Genomic DNA, 20183 nt, shown 5'->3' on the forward strand with positions numbered 1-20183 from the left:
TACGTGAACTGTGAAATAAAAAAAGAGAAAAGCCCGGACTTTTCTCTTTCCTGTTTTTATATTTTGTGGAGTCTGTCAACTCACACAATTTCCCAACTGTGGGTCATCTCAACACCTTCGCCTAGCATTAAGCAAACCGAGCAGTATTTTTCTAGCGAGTCAGCCGCCACTTTTGCTACGACTTCTGGGTCAAGCTCGTCACCTGACACTTCAAAGTGGATATTCACTTGCGTAAAGATACGCGGTGCGGTTTCACGACGCTCTGTGGTTAGCTTGGCATTAACTGACGAAACCTTTTGGCCTGCTGTTTTCAAACCATCAACAACATCGACAGAGCTACAGCCACCAGCAGCCATTAGTACCATTTCCATTGGGCTTGGTGCGGTTGCACCACCATTGCCATCCATCACTACGGAGTGGCCCGACTGAGATTGCCCAAGGAATTTAAAATCTTCTATCCATTTAACTTCAGCTTGCATGATTTACCTCATTTAGCATCGCTTATTCAAGGCATCGTTGCCCTTACTAGCGGTGTGTTTCTTGTCGATACTTTAGCTCTATCGCATAAAAGGGCAACGGAATTTTCAACATTACTGTAATTTTTTCGCTCGGTTACCTTTCTCTATACGTAACACTTTTTATTTAAGTAACACTTTCTACAAAAATAACGATGAGGTAGCTATGAAGAATATGTCTAAGTTATTGGCCGGTTTCTCCTTCGCACTTCCAGTCTTGTTTCTACTATTGAGTAAAACAGGTACCGCCGATACGATGGATAAGCTGAAGGCTTCAGAGAATACAAGAATCGCAACGCTAGCTGGCGGTTGTTTCTGGTGTACAGAATCGGATTTAGAGCAACTGCCCGGCGTAATCGATGTTGTATCAGGTTATTCAGGTGGTCATATTGAAAACCCGACTTACCGCCAAGTCTCTTCTGGTAAATCTGGTCATATTGAAGTGATTGAGGTGGAGTACGATCCTGCTGTCGTGAACTACGAACAAGTGCTGGACTACTTCTTCCGTCATATCGACCCTACCGACGATAAAGGTTCATTTGTTGACCGTGGCCCTCAATACCGTCCAGCGATCTTCTACCATAATGCGGAGCAAAAACAGATTGCTAAGCAGTTTATGATGGAAATCGACAAGGCGATGATCTATCCAAAGCCGTTGAAAACAGAGCTGATCGAGTTTGAAAAGTTTTACCCTGCGGAGTCGTACCATCAGGATTACTACAAGAAGAGTAGCCTAAAGTACAAATACTACCGCTACGCATCAGGTCGCGATAAATACCTCGACGAAGTGTTTGGTGAAGATCGAAAAGAAAGTCCTAAAACACTTCGACAGTTGATTGAAGAAAAAAAGCTGCTTTCGAAAGTGAAAGCGTACAGTAAGCCTGCTCAGTCTGAAATCAAATCAAACTTAACAGAGCTACAGTATTACGTGACGCAAGAAGAAGGCACGGAGCGTCCGTTTGATAATGAATACTGGGACAACAAAGAAGCGGGAATTTATGTTGATATTGTGACCGGTGAACCGCTATTTTCTTCTACTGATAAATACAAATCTGGCACAGGTTGGCCAAGCTTTACTCGACCAATTAACCCGGGTTACATCGTGGAGAAAACCGATTATAAACTACTCTACCCTAGAACGGAGATCCGCAGTAAGTTTGGTGATTCACACCTAGGTCATGTGTTTAAAGATGGTCCGAAGCCGACGGGATTACGCTATTGCATGAACTCTGCTGCGATGAAATTTGTACCTGTGAACAAGATGGCGAGTTTAGGCTACGGCGATTACCTGTACCTATTTGATAAGTAGTTTTAACCAGAACATTCAGCGCGATGAAAGGTTTTAAATCCAACCTTCCCATGAAAGTCTGTCCGGTCTGTCAGCGCCCATTTTCTTGGAGAAAGAAGTGGGCGCGAAATTGGGAGGAAATCGTTTATTGTTCTGAGCGTTGCCGAAGAAATAAATCAACGAAAACGTAGGTCACTCCGAACCTCTCTGGAGAACGCTATTTCCTTTGTATTAACGTTTGTACGCGTTCTCTTACCAAGGCAATAACGTCCCGTCATAAGCCCAAAACGCCCCGCTATCTTGCGGGGTTGCTTTTTCTATCAAGCCTAATAGATCCTTAGCTACTCGCTCTGGTGTGAACAGCTTTCCCTCTGGCACATTGGTTTGAAAAGGTGCCGACAAAGCGGTGTCTGTAGTACCTGGGTGAAGTGACAGCACCGTGCCATGTTTGACCATTCTTTGCCATTCGATCGACATGGTTTTAAGGAACATGTTTAATGCGGCTTTCGATGCTCGATAGCTGTACCAACCACCTAACTGATTATCGCAAATGCTGCCAACTTTGGCCGAAATGGTCGCAAACTTAGGTGCAGTACTGCGTTTTAGTTTGGGCGTGAAGTATTTCGCCAACAGCAAACTTGGCAAAGTATTAACCGTGATGGTTTGCTGAAAAAAGCCTGCGTCGAGCGAGCTAAGATTCTTCTCAGGGCCTTTCTCTTGGGTGTGCAACATACCAACGCAGTTCACCAACCAATCGACGTGTTCAATCTGCTCACTGAACACTTGTACCTCCCCTTCTTGCGATACATCCACTTTGTGCCAAACGACATTTGGATGTTGCCAATCTGGTTGCTGCTTACGATAAGTGGCATGCACGTGCGCTTGAGGGAACCGAGCTGCGGCTTCTTGAACCATCGCCAAACCAATTCCACCATTGCCACCGACGATGAGTATTTCCATCACAAGTTCTCCACGTTTTCTATGTAGTGCTCTGCGGTATCAAGAATCGCTTGGCGTTGCTGTTCTTCCATGTTGTCCCAAGAGCGGAAAATCATCCCGATTCGTGGATTGGCTGCGAGGCGCTTGTCGTGCTTGTTCATAAAGCGCCAATAAAGGCTGTTAAACGGACACGATCCTTCCCCACTCCTCGCCTTATTGTCGTAATGGCAACCTTTACAGTAGTCGCTCATTTTGTTGATGTAAGAACCACTCGCCGCGTAAGGTTTGGTGCCAACAATGCCGCCATCCGCAAACAATGCCATGCCACGTGTGTTCGGCATTTCGACCCATTCAATCGCATCAACATAGATACCGAGATACCACTCATCCACTTGATCTGGGTCGATCTCGGTTAGCAAGCAAAAGTTACCAGTGACCATCAAACGTTGGATGTGGTGTGCGTAGGCATAATCGAGGGACTGCTCAATCGCATTGCGCATACAGGCCATTTTGGTTTCGCCACTCCAAAAGAAGTTTGGCAGCTTTCTTTCTGCGCCCAGCTCGTTCTTTTTCGGGTAATGAGGCATGTTCGCCCAATAGACGCCTCGAATGTACTCTCGCCATCCTAAGATTTGGCGAATAAACCCTTCGACTTGAGAAATGTCGATGTCTGCGTTGGAATGAAATGCCTTGAGTGAAGCATCAATGACTTCTCTCGGGTGCAGCAATTTGCTGTTAAGCGAGAATGAAATTCGGCTGTGATACAAGCTCCACTTAGCATCGTGCTGGCCTGTCATGGCGTCTTGAAAACGGCCGAACAACGGCAGACAGACTTGGCAGAAATGCGCGAGTAAAGAGAGGCTTTGCGCGCGATTGATCGGCCACAACAAGTCTCCTTCAAGATTTCCGATAGTTTTGATGTCATGTTTTGCCAATCGCTCAATAATGTCGCTTACGTCGGTACTGAACATCAAAGGTTGTGGAAGTTGTTCAATGTCTTTGGCTTTGAGCTTGTTACGATTATTGGCATCGTAATTCCATTTTCCGCCGACGGGCTTTCCGTCTTGCATCAAGATGTCGAAGCGCTTGCGCATCCGGCGGTAAAAGTGCTCCATCATGATGTGTTTACCTTGAGGAAACTGCGATTCTATTTCCTCAAACGGCAACAAAAAATGTTCCGAGTCGACACAACGTGTCACGACCCCATCAAGCTTTAGTTTGGCTAACTGCTCTAGTAAACGGTATTCATCGGGGCGTTGATATTCAAACTTGCTTGCACCACCTTCGCTCACATAATGTTGCAAAACTTGCTCAAGATCGTCGAAGGATTGTGTGTCATCCAACGTGAGGTGCAGAACTTGGTGACCTTCACTCTGACGCTCTTTCGCAAACTGTTCCATTGCAGAAAAGAACGCACACACTTTCTGAATATGATGCGTGACGTAAGTATTCTCTTGCTTGAGCTCCGCAATCAGGTAAAGCACTTGCTCATCCGGTTGCTGAAACCAAGAGTGCTCACTGTTAAGTTGATCGCCCAAGATCAATCGTACGGTTTCAAATTGCATTACGGTTTCTCCGATGACGAAGCTTTGTCACTGCTGCCCATCACAATCGGCCAATCGACCATGTCTACACTATCCAAATGCGCGCCAGGACAACGACCTTGCCACCTATCGATGAACTCCATGTGCGGGTCGTACATTTCGGTTTGCTTTTCGAGGTTGAATTGTCGTGAACCACGCGGATCAGCACCAACGCCTGCTAAGTATTGCCAATTTCCCCAGTTTGATGCCACATCGTAATCGACCAGTTGTGACTCAAAGTACGCCGCGCCATAACGCCAATCGAGGCCAAGCTCATGCACCAAACAACTGGCAACTAACTGTCTGCCACGATTCGACATATAACCGGTTTCATTAAGTTGGTGCATACACGCATTGACGATAGGAAATGGCGTTTCACCTTTCTTCCATTGTTGAAAACGGTGCGCGTAAAAGCTGGTGAGTGGTGCTTGATTTTGGATGCCACCGAATCGGAAGAGCTGTCGCTTGTGTCGACGGGCATACCAATAAAAGTATTCACGCCAAAGCAGCTCGAAGTAAATCCAGTAGGTTGAATCATTTGCACCATTCTCCGCTTCATAACGTTTCAACATGGCATAAATAGTTTTCGGAGAAACGCACCCATGAGCTAGCCAAGGAGAGAACTTGGTGGAGTAATCCATGCCATCTAAACCGTTGCGTGTTTGTTTGTATTCACTGGCTAGTGTGGAAGCAAAATACTGGCGACAATGTTCAAGCCCGCGGCTTTCTCCACCATGAAACGCAGCTTTTGTGTCAAAGTAATATGCAGTAACGGAAGGAAGATTCACACCTAAAGGAATTGGAGGTAACGAACGGATACTCTCGTGGGGCCGAGAGATGTCTAAACCTTCAACTTGCTTTCTAAACTGCGTGAAAGTCGTAGGCAGATTGCTCAAGTCAAATGGCAGTTGTTCTTCCCTTAACAGGGTCCGGATTGCTTGCTGTTTTATTTTTACATGAGACGCGCCTTCAACTGCGCGATCTAACGCTTGTTGCTCATCCGAACCGGGAAAGGCGTCAGCATATATATGTGTGACGCCGAAGCGATTAACAGCATACTTGATTGCTTGATCGGGCGTTAGTTCAACCGCCCATAATCGCTGACCAAGATGATTCAAAGATTGATTGAGTTCACTAAGCGATGCGTCGAGAAACTGCAATTTCGCGCGCCCAAAAGAGGCTTCCTGCGCAAAGTGATGCAAGTAAGGCGTCATTGAAGGGTAGCAATACAAGCAAATTAACTCGTCCATTTCTACACTGGCGCTTCTCAACAGTGGGTTGTCGTGCAATCGCAAGTCGTTCGTGAACCAATAAAGTCCTATTTTCTTTTTCAATTCGCACCCTCAGATGTTAATTCTTCGTCTACGAGTTCTTTTCACGGAGACCCTGACGCTAAGCCTTTTGATTTTCTTGCTTTTATACGAAAACGAGAGATTGACGATCATTAGGTTACTAACGTTTACACGGAATCCATTTGCTGGATATCTCAAAACACGCAATACCACCAAATACCTGTACATGTTTCATACTGATATTTTATAAAATTTGAATCCAACGGTATTGATCACGATCTTAATCACTCATTTTCTATATAAACCATGCAAAAGTGATAAAAATTAAAGCGACATTAGTTAATATCCGTTAATCTAAGCCCAATCCCATTTTGCTAGTACCATCGCAGAAATGACCGACGAGTTTAAGAAATCAACCGCTAATTTAAAAAAAGCGGTCCCACTGATGATCAAAAACCATGTTGCTGCCACGCCAGCCAACTACGCGCTTTGGTATACCTACGTTGACAAGACCATTCCAGAACTCAACTTTGAGTTAGACACGGTGTTAGAAAACTACGGTATTTGCCCGCCAGCAACCAATAAACAGCTTTACAACAACTATGTGGCCAGCAAAGCAGAAACCAGCCTTGAAGATCTTAGAACCAATGTAGAAGTTCTGCTACATGAAGTATCCAGTTCAATGAGCGATACAATTTCAGATACTTCCTCCTTTTCTGAGATGGTAGACAAAAGCTTTAATAAACTGGAAAAAGTTGAGGACAATAGCCTAAGCATTGAAGAAGTGATGGTAGTGATTCGTCAACTTGTCGCAGAGTCACACGAAATTCGTCACTCAACAAAGTTTTTGAATAGCCAATTGACTAACGCGAGTGAAGAAATTTCTCGCCTCAAAAACCAACTGGCTGAAGTACAGCAAGATGCGTTGTTCGATGGTTTGTCAAACCTATACAACCGCCGAGCATTTGACAAAGATCTCTCTTCACTTATTGCATCAAATCAGGCAATGACCTTGATCATGCTTGATATCGATCATTTCAAATCATTTAACGACAATTACGGGCACCTTTTTGGCGATACAGTATTAAAAGCCATTGCCCGCCGGCTACAACAAAGTTGTCGAGATGGGATATGTGCGTACCGTTTTGGTGGTGAAGAATTCGCGTTAATTGTACCTAACAAATCTCTGCGAATTGCTCGCCAATATGCAGACACACTACGCCGGATGATAGAAAAACTGCGTATCAGAGATAAGCGCTCAGGCACACAAGTTCACAGCATTACCGCTTCTTTTGGGGTAGCAGAATTTGAGCCGGGTGATACGCCTGAAGCCTTAATCAATAAAGCCGATAAACAGCTTTATGAAGCAAAACAACTCGGTCGTAACCGCGTGATGCCAATTTAAATAAACTGACTTAGCGAAAACGACTTTTACGATGAAAAAGAAAACCCCGCGACGTAAAGTGCGGGGTTTTTATATCCAATCATGAGTATCTTAATCGACGCTGTAGCAGTAACTTAGAATGTAGTCGTCACCATTTTTTGCGGTATATTCTTTATCTTCACTGCATGCCATCGGCTTACCTTTTTTGTCGCCTTTGATTAGACTTATCCAATGGCGCATCGCGGTTGGTGCATTGCCAGTTAGTTCAGGATGAAACGTCGTGCGAGTTTCCAATTGAATATCGTCAATGTCCACTAATTCCACGCAACCAGTGCCTTTGTGACAGCCAAACAGCACTTCTACATGATTACCCGAATCATCTTTAAACAAAATCGATTTTGGATCTTCCTTTTCACCAGTGTACGCCACGAAGTGTTTTGGGCTTTTCAGGCCGCTGTGTGTACCGTCTTTGAAATAAGCCAAAACATGGCGGTAATCAATCACGTAACTTGATACATCTTGGTGCGACCCGTTCTCCAATGGAAACATGCGGTCTAGTAGTTGCTTCGCTTTTACTTGTTTCTCACTCTGCTGCTCAGCACTTACCGCTTCGACGGCAAATACGGCTTCAGCGATAAATGGGCGTTGTTGTTGTTGCATCTCTTTTTTATCGAAGTTCAGCATATTCATCGTCATATCCTCGCACTTAAAAACTCGTCCTAGAGTAAAAACTTAAATCCTTTATTTAAGTTTCAGGCAATTCTGTGAAGTGGATGGTTAATTTCCTTGCCTGCTCATTATGTAGACTAGCGAAATATTGACTACAATTTCACAACAAAAATTTTACAATGTGAATTTTACAAAATGTCTGTGTCAAAAAGCCTTATTCGTCAGTCTCATTTTCTTGGTACGAAAATTCGTAACCTAAGAAAAAACAACCATTTAACGATGGAAGATTTGTCTGCCCGTTGTGTAAGAATTAATCCAGAGTACGCTCCGTCGGTTTCTTACCTTTCAATGATTGAGCGCGGAAAACGCGTACCGAGTATCGATATGCTCGAAGTGATCGCGGAAGTTTTTCAAAAAGATCCGGCGTGGTTTTTAGATGATGAACCCGAATTAGAAGCCATCACACCCAACAAAGGAAATCGTGGCGGGATTAGTGGCATGGCGTTGGAGCCGAGCTTCCTGTTCTCCAATGATATTCTTCAAATCGCGATACCAGAAATGCTCTCCCAAACAGGTATCACGGGGCGTCAATTCGCCCACTTACTGATCCGCGCACACCAAGAAAACCATCAAAACCATTTTCCTGATTTAGAGCGCGCCGCCGAAGAGGTCGGCTTGAAGCGGTTGAATCTATCTGTAGAAGATCTCGTAGACATTGCAAAGAGTATGGGATTGGATATCCGCTGGGTAGATCGAGCGCCACAAGATGTGATTGATGAACTGGGCGTCAGCGCCAAACAGTTGATTACGTCTTTCATGGAGCCACCTGGGACTATTTATCTCAATAAACGAATGCGTGACTATCCAACCCGATTGAAGTATGACTTGGCGGTATATATCGGCCATCGAGTGCTCCATAGCAGCGATGCAATGAATAACGTTTTATCTATCGGGCATCAAAACAATTGGGAGCAAATGGACAGCCCTGTGTCGAACTCTGAACTCAATTCGCAAGATATCCTGCAAGCTTGGCGTGATTTTGAGTCCAGCTTCTTTGCCGGTGCCTTACTCTGCCCCAAAGTACCCTTTCGTCAGTTGCTTGACCGTTCTGGTTACGAGATTGATGTTCACAAAAAGGCGGGGGTTTCTCCTTCCGTTGCAATGCGTCGCATGACGGTGGTCTCGCCTTACCCTCATTGGCACTATTTTGATGCCTATGGCCCTGGCAAGTTAAAAGCCGTGTATCGCGGAAATGGTATTCCATTGCCTTGGGGCAACATGCGCAAAGTGAACGACCCTTGCCAGCACTGGGCCGTATTCCGACGCCTTTCCCAGCCTTTGGATACAAGTTCAGCGCAAATTTCGATTTTAAATGTTGGTGACGAGCCACGTATCTACTGCTGCGAATCGGTCAACGTATTTGATCCTGCGGGGAATAATCGGGTGCTATGTGCCGGTATTGATCTTAACCCTGCCATTTCTGCACAAGGTGGCGATGCCGTTTCCATAGCGGAAGAACTTAAGTCCCTTTGTGTCGCTTCCGGCGGAAGTAGTGTTATTCCTCCCCACATCAAAAAAGACTTAACGACTATCGCTAAGATATTAAACATCAACTGGATAGAGCGCGGGATTCAAACCCAAGCAAGGTTGATCTGCTCCAGAGGGGCGGTTTGTCCAAGACAACCTAGTTGTTACAGCAAGTGCGGAGAAGCTGATGAGACGGGCAACGATGTGAATATCATCGGGCTTTAGAAAGAAAAAACGCCAATCACAATAAACGTGATTGGCGGTATATACTTGTGAACAATTTGTATTCACTAACAACGTCAGTTGGCTAGGTGACCCTCGGCTTAATAAGGGTCACTCTAAGTAAAGCACGATGCGTGCCAACTTTAAAAAAGCCGTTTTTTAATAGATCCAGATGCATATCGTTGCTTTATTAACCATTAATTTCGCAAACTGCATTTGCAAAATGCAACATCATGCAAATATGCCACTTAATGCACTGCTAATAACGACTCTCTCAACAAAGTGTCTGTGAACATATGAAGTCACATATTCGTGTATCTCAATAATGATGAGATTTCGGGCTCCCAACTTTACCACTCTTCTAACCCCTTATTGAAACTGGGCTCAGGCTCATCCGCCATGCTTTTGTTGATACATTCTCTCATCGGCTATTTTCATCATTTGCTCAGGAGATGACATTTTCGGGTCAAATATCGCGTACCCAATACTGGCTTTCAAATAGATAAGCGTTTCATCGTAAATGACGGGCGTCGAGCATAGCGCTAATCGAAGTTTTTGTAGAAGGGACTGAACATTTTCTTCCGTTCCTGGGTGATGAACTACAACTAAGAACTCATCACCGCCCATTCTGGCCACGATGTCTGATTTACGCAGAGAGCTTTTTACCCTTTCAGCCGTAGCGATTAAAACTTTGTCACCTGCGTCGTGACCATAGGTGTCGTTAATGTGTTTAAACCTATCTAGGTCAATATTAATTAAGGCGAAGCTATAACGCTTTTTATAACGTTTCGCTATTTCGAACTGCTGCTTGTAAAACTTCATAAAATAGCGACGGTTTGGTAAATTCGTGAGTTCATCGTGTAAAGCTCTGTCATCTGCAATGGTATACAGTCGATAAATGGCGAACAGCGCGAGGCTAAGTGCGAATATAATGGGATAGCCGATTACTCTAGCTAAATGCAACTGATGCCAAGAGATTTGGCGATCAGCTTTGCCTCCAGAGAAAACCACCATACTCCACCCACCATAAGGAAAATGAACCATCTCTTTTGCATATACCATGCTATTTACACTTTGCGCGCCAAAGAAAGCATCACCAAATGAGCCACCGCTATCGTAACCACGGATCATTAAAGGGTAACGATACGAGAAATCAATTACGCCGGTTTCTCTCATCAGAGCATCGAAATCAATCACCGCACTGATCACTCCCCAGTAGTCCTGATTCATTGGAGGATCAAGAAAAACAGGCACACGCACGATCAAACCTCGGCCACCTTGGATCAATGTAACGGGCCCTGCGATGAAAATTTCTTGTACATCCTTGGCTTTTTGCACCTGTACCCACTGCTGTGGCACTGCGCGGTAATCAAGGCCGATTAGGCGCTCATTACCTTGGCGTGGAAATACGTGACTAATTACATCATTTTTCGCGATACCGATGATTGTAATATGTTTACTTTTATTTAGGATTCGGTGAGCGGCGATACTCAATTCTTCTTCTTGGTTTTTAGGAAGTAAAGTAATGAGTGTCGCTAAAGTACTGGCTTTGTAGATATCCGCCATAAGTACCGCTTCCAAATTGGAACGGAGAATGGAAAGTTGTTCTTTGGCCTCAACTTGAACTCGCTCTTTGTGAAGCTCTTGCTGGTTTCGATTTAACAGCTCAATAACCCCAATACACAAAGCGAAAAAGGTGAGGAAGAACAATGCAAAATAGCATCGCTTTCTGGGTAAATAACGCATTTTCTCCCCACAACTCGTATACAACTACGAGATTTTTTATTTATTGTTAAAATTCTTATTATCACAAGAATAACCAATCATAATCAGAAAGGTAACAGTGATTGACAACTTTTATGTTTTAGGTGTGAGATGATGCATCAACAAGGCGATTTATTTGGCGGCGATCTATGGCAAGAAGTAGAAAGAGGAAAACTTTATTATGATCCTCATTTTCTTAGCCATCTTGAGGCGGATAATTACTTTGACCAACTTCGAAAAACACTGCCATGGCACCAAGAACACATTACTATGTTCGGCAAGTCAGTACTTCAACCTCGCTTACAAGCGTGGCACGGTGATGCAGCATATACTTACTCAGGCTTAACCATGCAGCCTCACCCTTGGACTCCTGAGTTAACTCAGCTCAAAGTGCGTTGTGAATCAGTTGCTGATGTCACTTTTAATTCTGTTCTCGCTAACTTATATCGACACGGCCAAGACTCAATGGGCTGGCACCAAGATAATGAACCAGAGTTAGGTAGAAACCCTGTTATCGCATCTTTGAACTTAGGTGAAACACGTCGATTTTTGCTTAGAAATTTACATTGTAAAACTGAGATTGAATACGAGCTTTCTCACGGCTCCTTACTGATTATGGCTGGCGAGCTACAGCATCACTGGAAGCACTGCGTACCAAAAACCGCGAAAACCAAAGATGAACGTATCAACCTGACTTTTAGGCAAATTTTTAACTATTGACTCAGCTTTTACATTCTCAATTAATATTGATGGTAGGTTTAGGTTCAGGACTTCATAGGGAATGGATTTATGCGTATTAAACCTCTTAGCTTAGCGGTCTTACTCTCTTGCTCACTTACCTTTGCAGCTCAGGCATCACAGGAAGAGGTACCGCTTCTCGATAATACTCAATCAGCGCAGTTGATTCGTAGTACCTACGAACAGGAACTGTTCACTTTCCCGGCGTTTAAAGAGGGCCATTTTGGCTTACGCATGTACCGCCAAACATTAGATGAGAAATATCACGCTGCCATTTGGACCGACATGGCACAAGTAGCCAGCCGGTTAAACCAATTTGCTAATGAAGTTGTTGAACCAGAAGACATCATTCTCTATTCATCTCAAAGGCTGACCACGTATCAAGAGAAAGAAACCGAACGAGGGCAGCGACGCTATACCGTGACTAAACACCATCCTGAGTACCTTTATCTTGGTGTGGATTTGCTTGGCGCAATGGCAAGAGCAAACGAATACGGCCTAAAGCATAAACAAGACAAAACGCTGAGAAAAATTATTAGGCGCTACGATTTCTCGCGTTACGTTACTGACAAAGAGATGATAGAAGCATGGGCAGCTCAGCTTGCAAACCAAGTCTACTGGCTTCGTCAGTTAGGAGAGCAAGATGTGGTCGAGGAATTCACTCAAACCTTCCGTGACACCTACCCCGACGATAAAGATAAGATGCTTTCAGCTCAGCAGTATTGGAACAAACTCTATGGTATGACGCACATCATCTTTGCCGATTCACAGTATTATCAGGAGCGAGTAAGCGAGAAGAAACACCAATGGATTTATGATTACTTTCGCAACAACATCGACACTATCCTACTGCGCGCCAAAGAAGACGTGATTGCGGAAGTCGGCATTTCGTTTTTGTTAGCAGGCTTGGACCATGATCCGGTCGTAAAGAAAACCCGCCAAGCCATTCGTCACGCAATCAACGCAGAAAAAGGGATGATTCCGTCGGTCGACGGTAACTTTGATCTCAAGTACGGCGAACACCGTAACGTACTAGCCATCATGCTGCTCGATTGGAAAGGGGTACATAAAGCGCCAACTTATCAAGAGCACCCAGAGGCTTTTAAATCGATACCTTACGGCTTAATGCCCAAGCCTTAGAAATAACAAAACCCGCCATTTAGGCGGGTTTTTAGTGTGTATCTTCAATCTAAATTAGAGCGAGATAAAAATGCCCGCTAAGCACGCACTCATCAGGTTAGCGAGTGTACCAGCAGCAACCGCTTTTAGGCCTAGACTTGCAACATCTTTGCGGCGCTCAGGTGCCATCACGCCGATAGAACCCAACTGAATCGCAATTGAGCCAATGTTCGCAAAACCACACAACGCAAAAGTGATAATAATTTGAGTATGCTCAGACAGTGTCGCTTTGTGCTGCACAAAATCGATAAACGCAACAAACTCATTCATCACCACTTTCTGACCAATGTATGAACCCGCAGCTAGAATTTCGTGGCTTGGCACACCAATCAACCATGCGAGAGGTGCAAACAAATAACCAAAAATCGCTTGTAGCGTTACGCCAGAGAAACCAAGTATCTCACCCAAGTTTTCTAGCCCCGTGTTCACCATCGCGATAACACTCACGAAAGCGATAAGCATGGTACCAACAGCAACGGCAACTTTCATACCGCCCATGGCACCGCTTGCTAGCGCATCAATTACGTTGCTTTCTTCTGATTTATCTAGCTCAATATTGTTGTAATCGCTTGGCGTTTGACGCTCAGGAACGATGATTTTTGCCATCATCAAACTACCTGGTGCTGCCATAAAGCTTGCCGCGATCAAGTATTTGAGGTCGACCCCCAAACCAGCATAACCACCAAGCACACTGCCCGCCACTGAAGCCATACCACCAGCCATCACAGCAAACAGTTCAGAGCGAGTCATGTTAGAAAGAAATGGACGAATAAGAAGTGGTGACTCGCCTTGAGATAAGAAAATATTCCCTGTTGCAACCAAAGACTCTGCTTTACTCGTACCCAAGAACTTCTGGATAGCGCCGCCAATAAATTGAATCACTTTTTGCATAATGCCCAAATAGTAAAGGGCGGAGATAAGAGCACTGAAGAAGATGATGATAGGAAGGACACGAATAGCGAAGATAAAGCCAGAAGAAGCGAGGTCACCAAAGAGGAATTTAATCCCTTCATCAGCAAAGCTGAGTAGCCCCGCGACACCATTACTTAAACTCGCCAGCGCCGCTTGACCCAACGGGAAATAGAGCACCAAAGCAGCAAACCCCATTTGTAGCATCAAGGCGCGAGATACAGTTTTCCAATTAATGGAAGAACGACCCTCAGAAAGTAGGAAAGCACAACCTAGCAGTGCAACAATACCAAATAGACTAAATAGAACACTCATGAGCTGGACCTACTAAACGTTGAAAAAGAAAAAAGAGCCAAAGGAATTGGCAGAAGAAAGGGACAACGCAGCGAGTGATAACTCACTTTTAGATCCAGAATGTAGACAGAACGAATAGTTCGACATCTTATTTTTACCTTATACAAGCAATTGAACGTAGCTGGTCCGGTCCGTGGGGTCATTCACTGCTGGCGAGCATGTTGCTTGGCCTGCTCCATGTGACGGCTTGTATGGGTAAGGGTCCTGAACAACTAAACCCTAATTCCCGCTTAAACGGGACGCAAGTATAGCCAACAAAAAGAGATATTCATCACATTTATTTACGCAAACGTTCAAGCGTTCAAAATTTAGGCAAAAGTACTCTTTTGTCGTCATACCATTAATAAAAGTAAGGGCATAAGGATAGGCGTTGATGGTAAAAAACATAAAAGTGACCAATAAATATGCAATCAAACTCGAAAGAGCCAAAATTCGTCATTTTGCTCTCGCCAACAGGTGGATTTTGGTTATAATTCGCGTTGCTTCTTTCGAGGCCTCTGAGTATTCAGAGCATCATGATGCCGAGATGGTGAAATTGGTAGACACGCTAGCATGAGGTGCTAGTGCCTTTGGTGTGAGGGTTCGAGTCCCTCTCTCGGCACCATTATCCTTCTTCCCTAATTTTGTTCGAGTGTAATGCAAAGTTCTAAGCAGGCAAGACAGTCTACAGATGCTAACCAACTTCTGAGTGAGCTTGCGGTTCACGCTTTATTACACCTGCACTTTAAAATTCACGCGTCCTCGCATGGCCTCTCCCTTAAAGAACGTAATGACTTACTTCAGAAATGGCTGAAACCAAAACTGAAGAGTAATCGCTATAAGCTGATTAAAAAGCCGTTAAAATCTTTGACTCAGCAGGCAAAAGGTGAGAACGGAAATCTGGAAGAATTACTCGAGCGCTGCGTCGGTGCAGACAAACCCAGAAATCCTCAACCCGATCTAGATAGCTACTTGCTGCTGATCAACGAGATTGAGAAGAAACTGGGGACTACCGTGTTATTATCGCGACCGGAAGACGTCGACTTATCTCACGACCAACACGGCTGTTTGCTGTGTGTGCTTTCTGAGAACTTAAATCAGCACTTCGATGATAATAACGCCCTAATCGCTCCTATTTCGATGCTGTTCCGCGGACCAATGAGTCAACGCTCACTTTTCCTTGGCAGCATTTACGCCAGTGGTACCTTCAATTATGAAGTGCAGTATCAAGACGACCAGTTCGTTCGCATCACATTAGAGTTAGCGTAACTGTAACGCTAAGAAATAAACGAATCGAAAAAGGCCGTGAAACTCGCGGCCTTTTGCTTATCTAGATTTAAACTTGAGTTAATCGATCTCTTTAAATCGAGCAGTAAAGTGGCGCAGCACTGGTGGCTCGTACTCGAAAGTGAGCCCTTTTAACTCATGTGCACGATTTTTCAGTTCGATAATCGCATCCGCAATGTAATCCATATGATCGTTTGTGTAGACACGACGTGGAATGGTCAAACGCATCAACTCAAGCTCTGACGCTTTTTGTTTACCCGTTTCCGGATCTCGACCAAGCAGCAACGATCCTATCTCTACTGCTCGAATACCCGCTTCCAAGTACAAAGCATTACACAATACCTGCGCAGGAAACTGATCCGCTGGAATATGTGGCAAAATCTTAGCGGCATCCACAAACACCGCATGACCACCCGTTGGGTATTGAATCGGAATACCGCCTTCACGTAAGCGCTCACCTAAGTATTGAACTTGGCTAATTCTATAGTGAAGAAAATCCTCATCCGCGGCTTCATACAAACCGCGAGCGAGCGCTTCCATATCACGCCCAGCCATGCCGCCGTATGTCACAAATCCTTCCATGGGTACGCAGCGCGTCTGCACCGCCTGGAACAACTCCTTATGATCACGAATACAACACATGCCACCAATGTTTACCATCGGGTCTTTCTTAGCTGACATGGTGAGCATATCACCGTACTGGTACATCTCACGGATGATTTCCAGAATCGATTTATTCTCGTAACCCGCTTCACGCTGCTTGATAAAGTAAGCGTTCTCACAGTAACGAGCCGAGTCAATCACCACTGGAATATCGTACTTGGTTGCAATCTCGTACACACTGCGCATGTTTTCCATCGACACAGGCTGACCACCGGAGCTATTACAAGTAATCGTGGTGATAATTGCACAGATGTTATGCGAACCGTGCGCTTCAATTGTTGCCACCAGCTTATCGATATCAAAATTGCCCTTCCAATCATAAGGCGTAGTGGTGTCGAATGCTTCTTCCGTTACCACGTTAATCGCTTTACCGCCATTGAGTTCAATGTGACCCGCTGTGGTATCAAAATGGTAGTTCGAGATAAATACTGGCGTTTCGCCACCACGCACCTGACGCATACGCTCAATCAAAGCGGGGAACAAAATTTGCTCGGCACCACGCCCTTGGTGTGCAGGCACGGTGAGCTTATAACCGAAGAAGTGCTCCACTGCATCACACAGGTTGTAGTAATTTCGACTCCCCGCATAGGATTCATCCCCCATCATGATGCCAGCCCACTGATTATCACTCATGGCACCAGTTCCTGAGTCAGTCAGCAAATCGATATAAACATCATCACTACGAAGAAGAAATGGATTATAGCCCGCTTCTTTTAACGCGACTTCACGGTCTGCCAAAGTCGTCATTTTGATTGGCTCAACCATTTTGATACGGAAAGGTTCTGGAATACGTTTCATTGTTAATTTCCTTATACGCATTGCCCTACGCAGTTTCACGTAAGACTAAAAAACAAATAGATAGAATGCTTTTCAATGCGATTGCATTGAGGAAATCAACGAGAAGAGATTTTACTAAGAAGAGACAAGCAGTAGTCTAGGTTATACCAGAACGACAGCACCAAACGGCTATCGAGAATATCCTTTATTCTCATCGTCTTCGTCCTCCTGATAAAAATAAAAAGTCAGAAACCCCATGTCTCTGACCTTTTCAATATAGTGCAGTTTTCAATCAATTTTCAGTGAGGTCACCCTCATTTTAAGAAGGTCTCGCCCTTTTCATTCTGCGTTTGATAATACTTTCTTTGACTAAGTAATCGAAAAGTGGCGCGAATAAGTTAGCAAATAGAATCGCTAACATGATGCCTTCTGGATAAGCCGGGTTCAGCACTCGGATAAAAATCGTCATCACGCCGATTAATAGTCCGTATGCCCATTTCCCGTTATTGGTAAAAGCTGCCGAGACAGGGTCTGTCGCCATAAAGAAGGTACCAAACGCAACCCCACCAATCACGAAGTGCCAGTAGAACGGCATGGAGAACATGGGGTTAGAGTCTGAACCGATCGCATTCAATAGTAGTGAAGCTCCGATTAAACCGACCAACACGCCCGCAACAATTCTCCACGATGCAATCTTCATAAAGATGAGAACCAAGCCTGTTAGTGCGATCAACAACGTGGAGACTTCACCCATCGAGCCTGGTAAATTACCAACAAAAGCATCTCCCCATGAAATTGTTTGTCCTGTCATATTATTTATCAAAGCACTTTGCCCGCCTTCATACCATTGACTAAGTGGAGTAGCGCCAGAGTAACCATCAGCCGCGACCCACACAGCACCACCGGACATGTTGGCAGGATAGGCAAAGTATAAGAACGCTCGCCCTGCTAAAGCTGGATTTAGGAAGTTTCGTCCAGTACCACCGAAAATCTCCTTCGCCACAACAATACCGAAAGTGATACCTAAAGCCGCTTGCCATAGTGGAATTGTCGGAGGAAGAATCAGCGCAAAGAGTATAGAGCTGACAAAAAAACCTTCATTTACCTCATGCTTTCGCACAATAGCAAACAGAACTTCCCAGAAACCACCAACGATAAACACCGTCGCATAAACCGGGAGAAAGTAAGTAGCACCAAGCCACATTTTACTTCCCCACCCCGCTTGTGAAACCGCATCTAACGAGCCCCATACCCAACTCAGTTGCCATGAAGAAACAAGCGCTTGCTGAGCTGAGGCTTGATCCATTCCATACAACAAGGCATCACTCGCTTGCTGGCCTACGTTGTACATACCCCAGAACATGGCAGGGAAGACCGCCAACCACACCATGATCATAATACGTTTTAAATCGATGCTATCTCGAACGTGAGTCATGCCCTGGTTTACCTTACCAGGCGTGTAAAAAATGGTTTCGACAGCTTCGAAAAGTGGGTAGAACTTGTGATACTTCCCACCTGGACCAAACTTAGGTGTCGCTTTCTCAAAGTAATGTTTAAGGCTCATAACGCTCCTCCTTTATCTAAAAGATGGTACGCACATGTGTAAAAAGCGATCGTTTTTTAATCTCTTCGTCTTCCTTCTTCGTACTTCACCTTGTTCGCCACTCTTCTGTCTCCTCTTTAAATCCGGCGAACAGTTTATCCAACGAAAAAGGGACCGCTCATGGACACACTCGCCATTGACCTAGCTAGATTCCAATTTGCCTTTACTGTCTCTTTCCACATTATTTTTCCAGCTTTTACGATTGGTTTGGCAAGTTATCTCGCTGTATTAGAGGGCTTGTACTTAAAAACGGGCAACAAACAGTACATGCAAATCTATAAGTACTGGCTCAAAATCTTTGCCATCAGTTTTGGTATGGGTGTGGTGAGTGGCATCGTGTTGAGCTATCAATTCGGTACTAACTGGAGCGTGTTTGCCGACAAAACAGGCCCAATCCTAGGCCCGCTAATGGGTTATGAAGTTTTTACTGCGTTTTTCCTCGAAGCTGGGTTTTTAGGCGTGATGCTTTTCGGTATGGATAAGGTAGGTAAGAAGCTTCACTTCGCCGCGACTTGTATTGTTGCATTCGGGACGTTTTTGTCTGCGTTTTGGATACTTTCGGTTAATAGTTGGATGCAAACACCAGCGGGCTATAGTATCAACGAAGCCGGACAGTTTATCCCAGAAGACTGGTGGGCGATTGTCTTCAACCCTTCCTTCCCTTACCGGCTCGTTCATATGTTGCTCGCCGCTTACCTTACTACTGCCTTTGTTGTAGCCGGCGTTGCCGCTTATCACTTGCTAAAAGCAAACCATAACCCTCTAGCCAGAATTATGTTCTCGATGGCAATGTGGATGGCTGCCATCGTGACACCAATTCAAATCGTTGCTGGAGACATGCATGGATTAAACACCCTTGAACATCAACCCGCCAAAGTCGCCGCGATGGAAGGGCACTATGAGTCTCACCAAGGCGCGCCATTGATCCTCTTCGGTATCCCTAACGATGAAGAAAAACGCATGGAATACGCACTGGAAATCCCCAAACTCGGTAGTTTGATTTTAACTCATGACCTCAACGGTGAAGTGAAGGGATTAGATGCTTTTCCAGAGGAGGAGCACCCTCCTGTCTCTATCGTTTTCTGGTCTTTCCGAGTAATGGTCGCGCTTGGTTTTGGCATGCTTGTTATTGGTTTGTGGAGCCTTTGGCTAAGAAAACGTCGCAAACTTTTTGATTCGAGGGCACTTCAACGTATTTGTGTGCTGTTTGCCCCAGCGGGGTTCATTGCAGTTTTAGCAGGCTGGATAACTACCGAAGTCGGTCGACAGCCTTACACCGTATACGGTCTTTTAACCACAGCCAATTCGGCATCGCCTATTGATGCCGCCGCGGTGAGCGTCTCCCTGACGGCGTTCATCGTGGTTTACTTTGTGGTTTTTGGAGCTGGCTTCTTCTATCTCCTACGTTTGATGCGCAAGTCTCCAACTCGATATGAAGAAGGTCTAGATAGCCGACTTCCTGATGGCACGAAAACCGATGCCATCACACATTCTAACCATCTAACCTAGGA

The 20183-nt window shown here is 44.9% G+C and carries 17 protein-coding genes and 1 tRNA gene; 9 read left to right on the plus strand and 9 right to left on the minus strand.

Annotated features, from left to right (window positions below):
- Positions 1-80: 80 nt before the first annotated feature.
- The gene (locus tag R7Q46_RS12400) at positions 81-479 is read right to left on the minus strand and encodes an OsmC family protein (protein WP_005374132.1); all 399 of its coding nucleotides are present in this window, start codon (positions 477-479) and stop codon (positions 81-83) included.
- Positions 480-681: 202 nt separating this feature from the next.
- Between R7Q46_RS12400 and msrB the strand changes: the two genes are divergently transcribed.
- On the plus strand, positions 682-1824 hold the full coding sequence (gene msrB, locus R7Q46_RS12405) for a peptide-methionine (R)-S-oxide reductase MsrB (protein WP_033906259.1): 1143 nt from the start codon (positions 682-684) through the stop codon (positions 1822-1824).
- Between the two features lie 23 nt (positions 1825-1847).
- Positions 1848-1994: a DUF2256 domain-containing protein gene (locus R7Q46_RS12410; protein WP_005374142.1), complete on the plus strand. Its 147-nt coding sequence runs from the start codon at positions 1848-1850 to the stop codon at positions 1992-1994.
- 61 nt (positions 1995-2055) lie between these two features.
- On the opposite strand, the gene R7Q46_RS12415 is transcribed toward R7Q46_RS12410, so the two are convergent.
- Genes R7Q46_RS12415 through R7Q46_RS12425 form a run of 3 tightly spaced genes read right to left on the minus strand, consistent with a single transcriptional unit; the run spans position 2056 to position 5659 of the window.
- Complete coding sequence (locus R7Q46_RS12415) at positions 2056-2763, minus strand: SDR family oxidoreductase (RefSeq protein ID WP_213871489.1); 708 nt, start codon at positions 2761-2763, stop codon at positions 2056-2058.
- Positions 2763-4307 (minus strand): cryptochrome/photolyase family protein, encoded by a 1545-nt coding sequence (locus R7Q46_RS12420; RefSeq protein WP_206954835.1) that lies wholly within the window; start codon positions 4305-4307, stop codon positions 2763-2765. The genes R7Q46_RS12415 and R7Q46_RS12420 overlap by 1 nt, the downstream gene beginning before the upstream one ends.
- Positions 4307-5659 (minus strand): DASH family cryptochrome, encoded by a 1353-nt coding sequence (locus tag R7Q46_RS12425; RefSeq protein WP_213871490.1) that lies wholly within the window; start codon positions 5657-5659, stop codon positions 4307-4309. The genes R7Q46_RS12420 and R7Q46_RS12425 overlap by 1 nt, the downstream gene beginning before the upstream one ends.
- A gap of 349 nt (positions 5660-6008) precedes the next feature.
- Here R7Q46_RS12425 and R7Q46_RS12430 point away from each other — a divergent pair, with 349 nt between their 5' ends.
- On the plus strand, positions 6009-7022 hold the full coding sequence (locus R7Q46_RS12430) for a GGDEF domain-containing protein (protein WP_005374150.1): 1014 nt from the start codon (positions 6009-6011) through the stop codon (positions 7020-7022).
- Between the two features lie 90 nt (positions 7023-7112).
- Here R7Q46_RS12430 and R7Q46_RS12435 read toward each other — a convergent pair whose 3' ends face one another.
- Positions 7113-7691 carry a malate synthase gene (locus R7Q46_RS12435; protein ID WP_005374156.1) on the minus strand — a complete coding sequence of 193 codons (579 nt, stop codon included), beginning with the start codon at positions 7689-7691 and terminating at the stop codon, positions 7113-7115.
- A 174-nt stretch (positions 7692-7865) separates the two neighbouring features.
- Between R7Q46_RS12435 and R7Q46_RS12440 the strand changes: the two genes are divergently transcribed.
- Entirely contained in the window at positions 7866-9422 is a 1557-nt protein-coding gene (locus R7Q46_RS12440) for a DUF3612 domain-containing protein (protein ID WP_005384164.1), read from the plus strand.
- Between the two features lie 387 nt (positions 9423-9809).
- Here the strand turns inward: R7Q46_RS12440 and R7Q46_RS12445 are convergent, their stop codons facing one another.
- Positions 9810-11165 carry a diguanylate cyclase gene (locus R7Q46_RS12445; protein ID WP_021035911.1) on the minus strand — a complete coding sequence of 452 codons (1356 nt, stop codon included), beginning with the start codon at positions 11163-11165 and terminating at the stop codon, positions 9810-9812.
- A 132-nt stretch (positions 11166-11297) separates the two neighbouring features.
- Between R7Q46_RS12445 and R7Q46_RS12450 the strand changes: the two genes are divergently transcribed.
- Positions 11298-11903 carry an alpha-ketoglutarate-dependent dioxygenase AlkB family protein gene (locus R7Q46_RS12450; protein WP_005374161.1) on the plus strand — a complete coding sequence of 202 codons (606 nt, stop codon included), beginning with the start codon at positions 11298-11300 and terminating at the stop codon, positions 11901-11903.
- 69 nt (positions 11904-11972) lie between these two features.
- Positions 11973-13061 (plus strand): DUF3541 domain-containing protein, encoded by a 1089-nt coding sequence (locus tag R7Q46_RS12455; protein WP_005384167.1) that lies wholly within the window; start codon positions 11973-11975, stop codon positions 13059-13061.
- Between the two features lie 54 nt (positions 13062-13115).
- Here R7Q46_RS12455 and R7Q46_RS12460 read toward each other — a convergent pair whose 3' ends face one another.
- The gene (locus tag R7Q46_RS12460) at positions 13116-14324 is read right to left on the minus strand and encodes a NupC/NupG family nucleoside CNT transporter (protein WP_017635515.1); all 1209 of its coding nucleotides are present in this window, start codon (positions 14322-14324) and stop codon (positions 13116-13118) included.
- A gap of 559 nt (positions 14325-14883) precedes the next feature.
- Here R7Q46_RS12460 and R7Q46_RS12465 point away from each other — a divergent pair.
- Both R7Q46_RS12465 and R7Q46_RS12470 read left to right on the plus strand, forming a co-directional pair.
- A tRNA-Leu gene (locus R7Q46_RS12465) sits at positions 14884-14967 on the plus strand.
- A 32-nt stretch (positions 14968-14999) separates the two neighbouring features.
- Positions 15000-15611 (plus strand): DUF2913 family protein, encoded by a 612-nt coding sequence (locus R7Q46_RS12470; protein WP_005384170.1) that lies wholly within the window; start codon positions 15000-15002, stop codon positions 15609-15611.
- 78 nt (positions 15612-15689) lie between these two features.
- On the opposite strand, the gene R7Q46_RS12475 is transcribed toward R7Q46_RS12470, so the two are convergent.
- On the minus strand, positions 15690-17090 hold the full coding sequence (locus R7Q46_RS12475) for a tryptophanase (protein WP_005384172.1): 1401 nt from the start codon (positions 17088-17090) through the stop codon (positions 15690-15692).
- Between the two features lie 298 nt (positions 17091-17388).
- Positions 17389-18633 (minus strand): NADH:ubiquinone reductase (Na(+)-transporting) subunit B, encoded by a 1245-nt coding sequence (locus tag R7Q46_RS12480; RefSeq protein WP_213871491.1) that lies wholly within the window; start codon positions 18631-18633, stop codon positions 17389-17391.
- 159 nt (positions 18634-18792) lie between these two features.
- Here R7Q46_RS12480 and R7Q46_RS12485 point away from each other — a divergent pair, with 159 nt between their 5' ends.
- Positions 18793-20181 (plus strand): cytochrome ubiquinol oxidase subunit I, encoded by a 1389-nt coding sequence (locus R7Q46_RS12485; RefSeq protein ID WP_017635517.1) that lies wholly within the window; start codon positions 18793-18795, stop codon positions 20179-20181.
- Positions 20182-20183: the final 2 nt, after the last annotated feature.

This window comes from Vibrio sp. 811, from assembly GCF_033339195.1.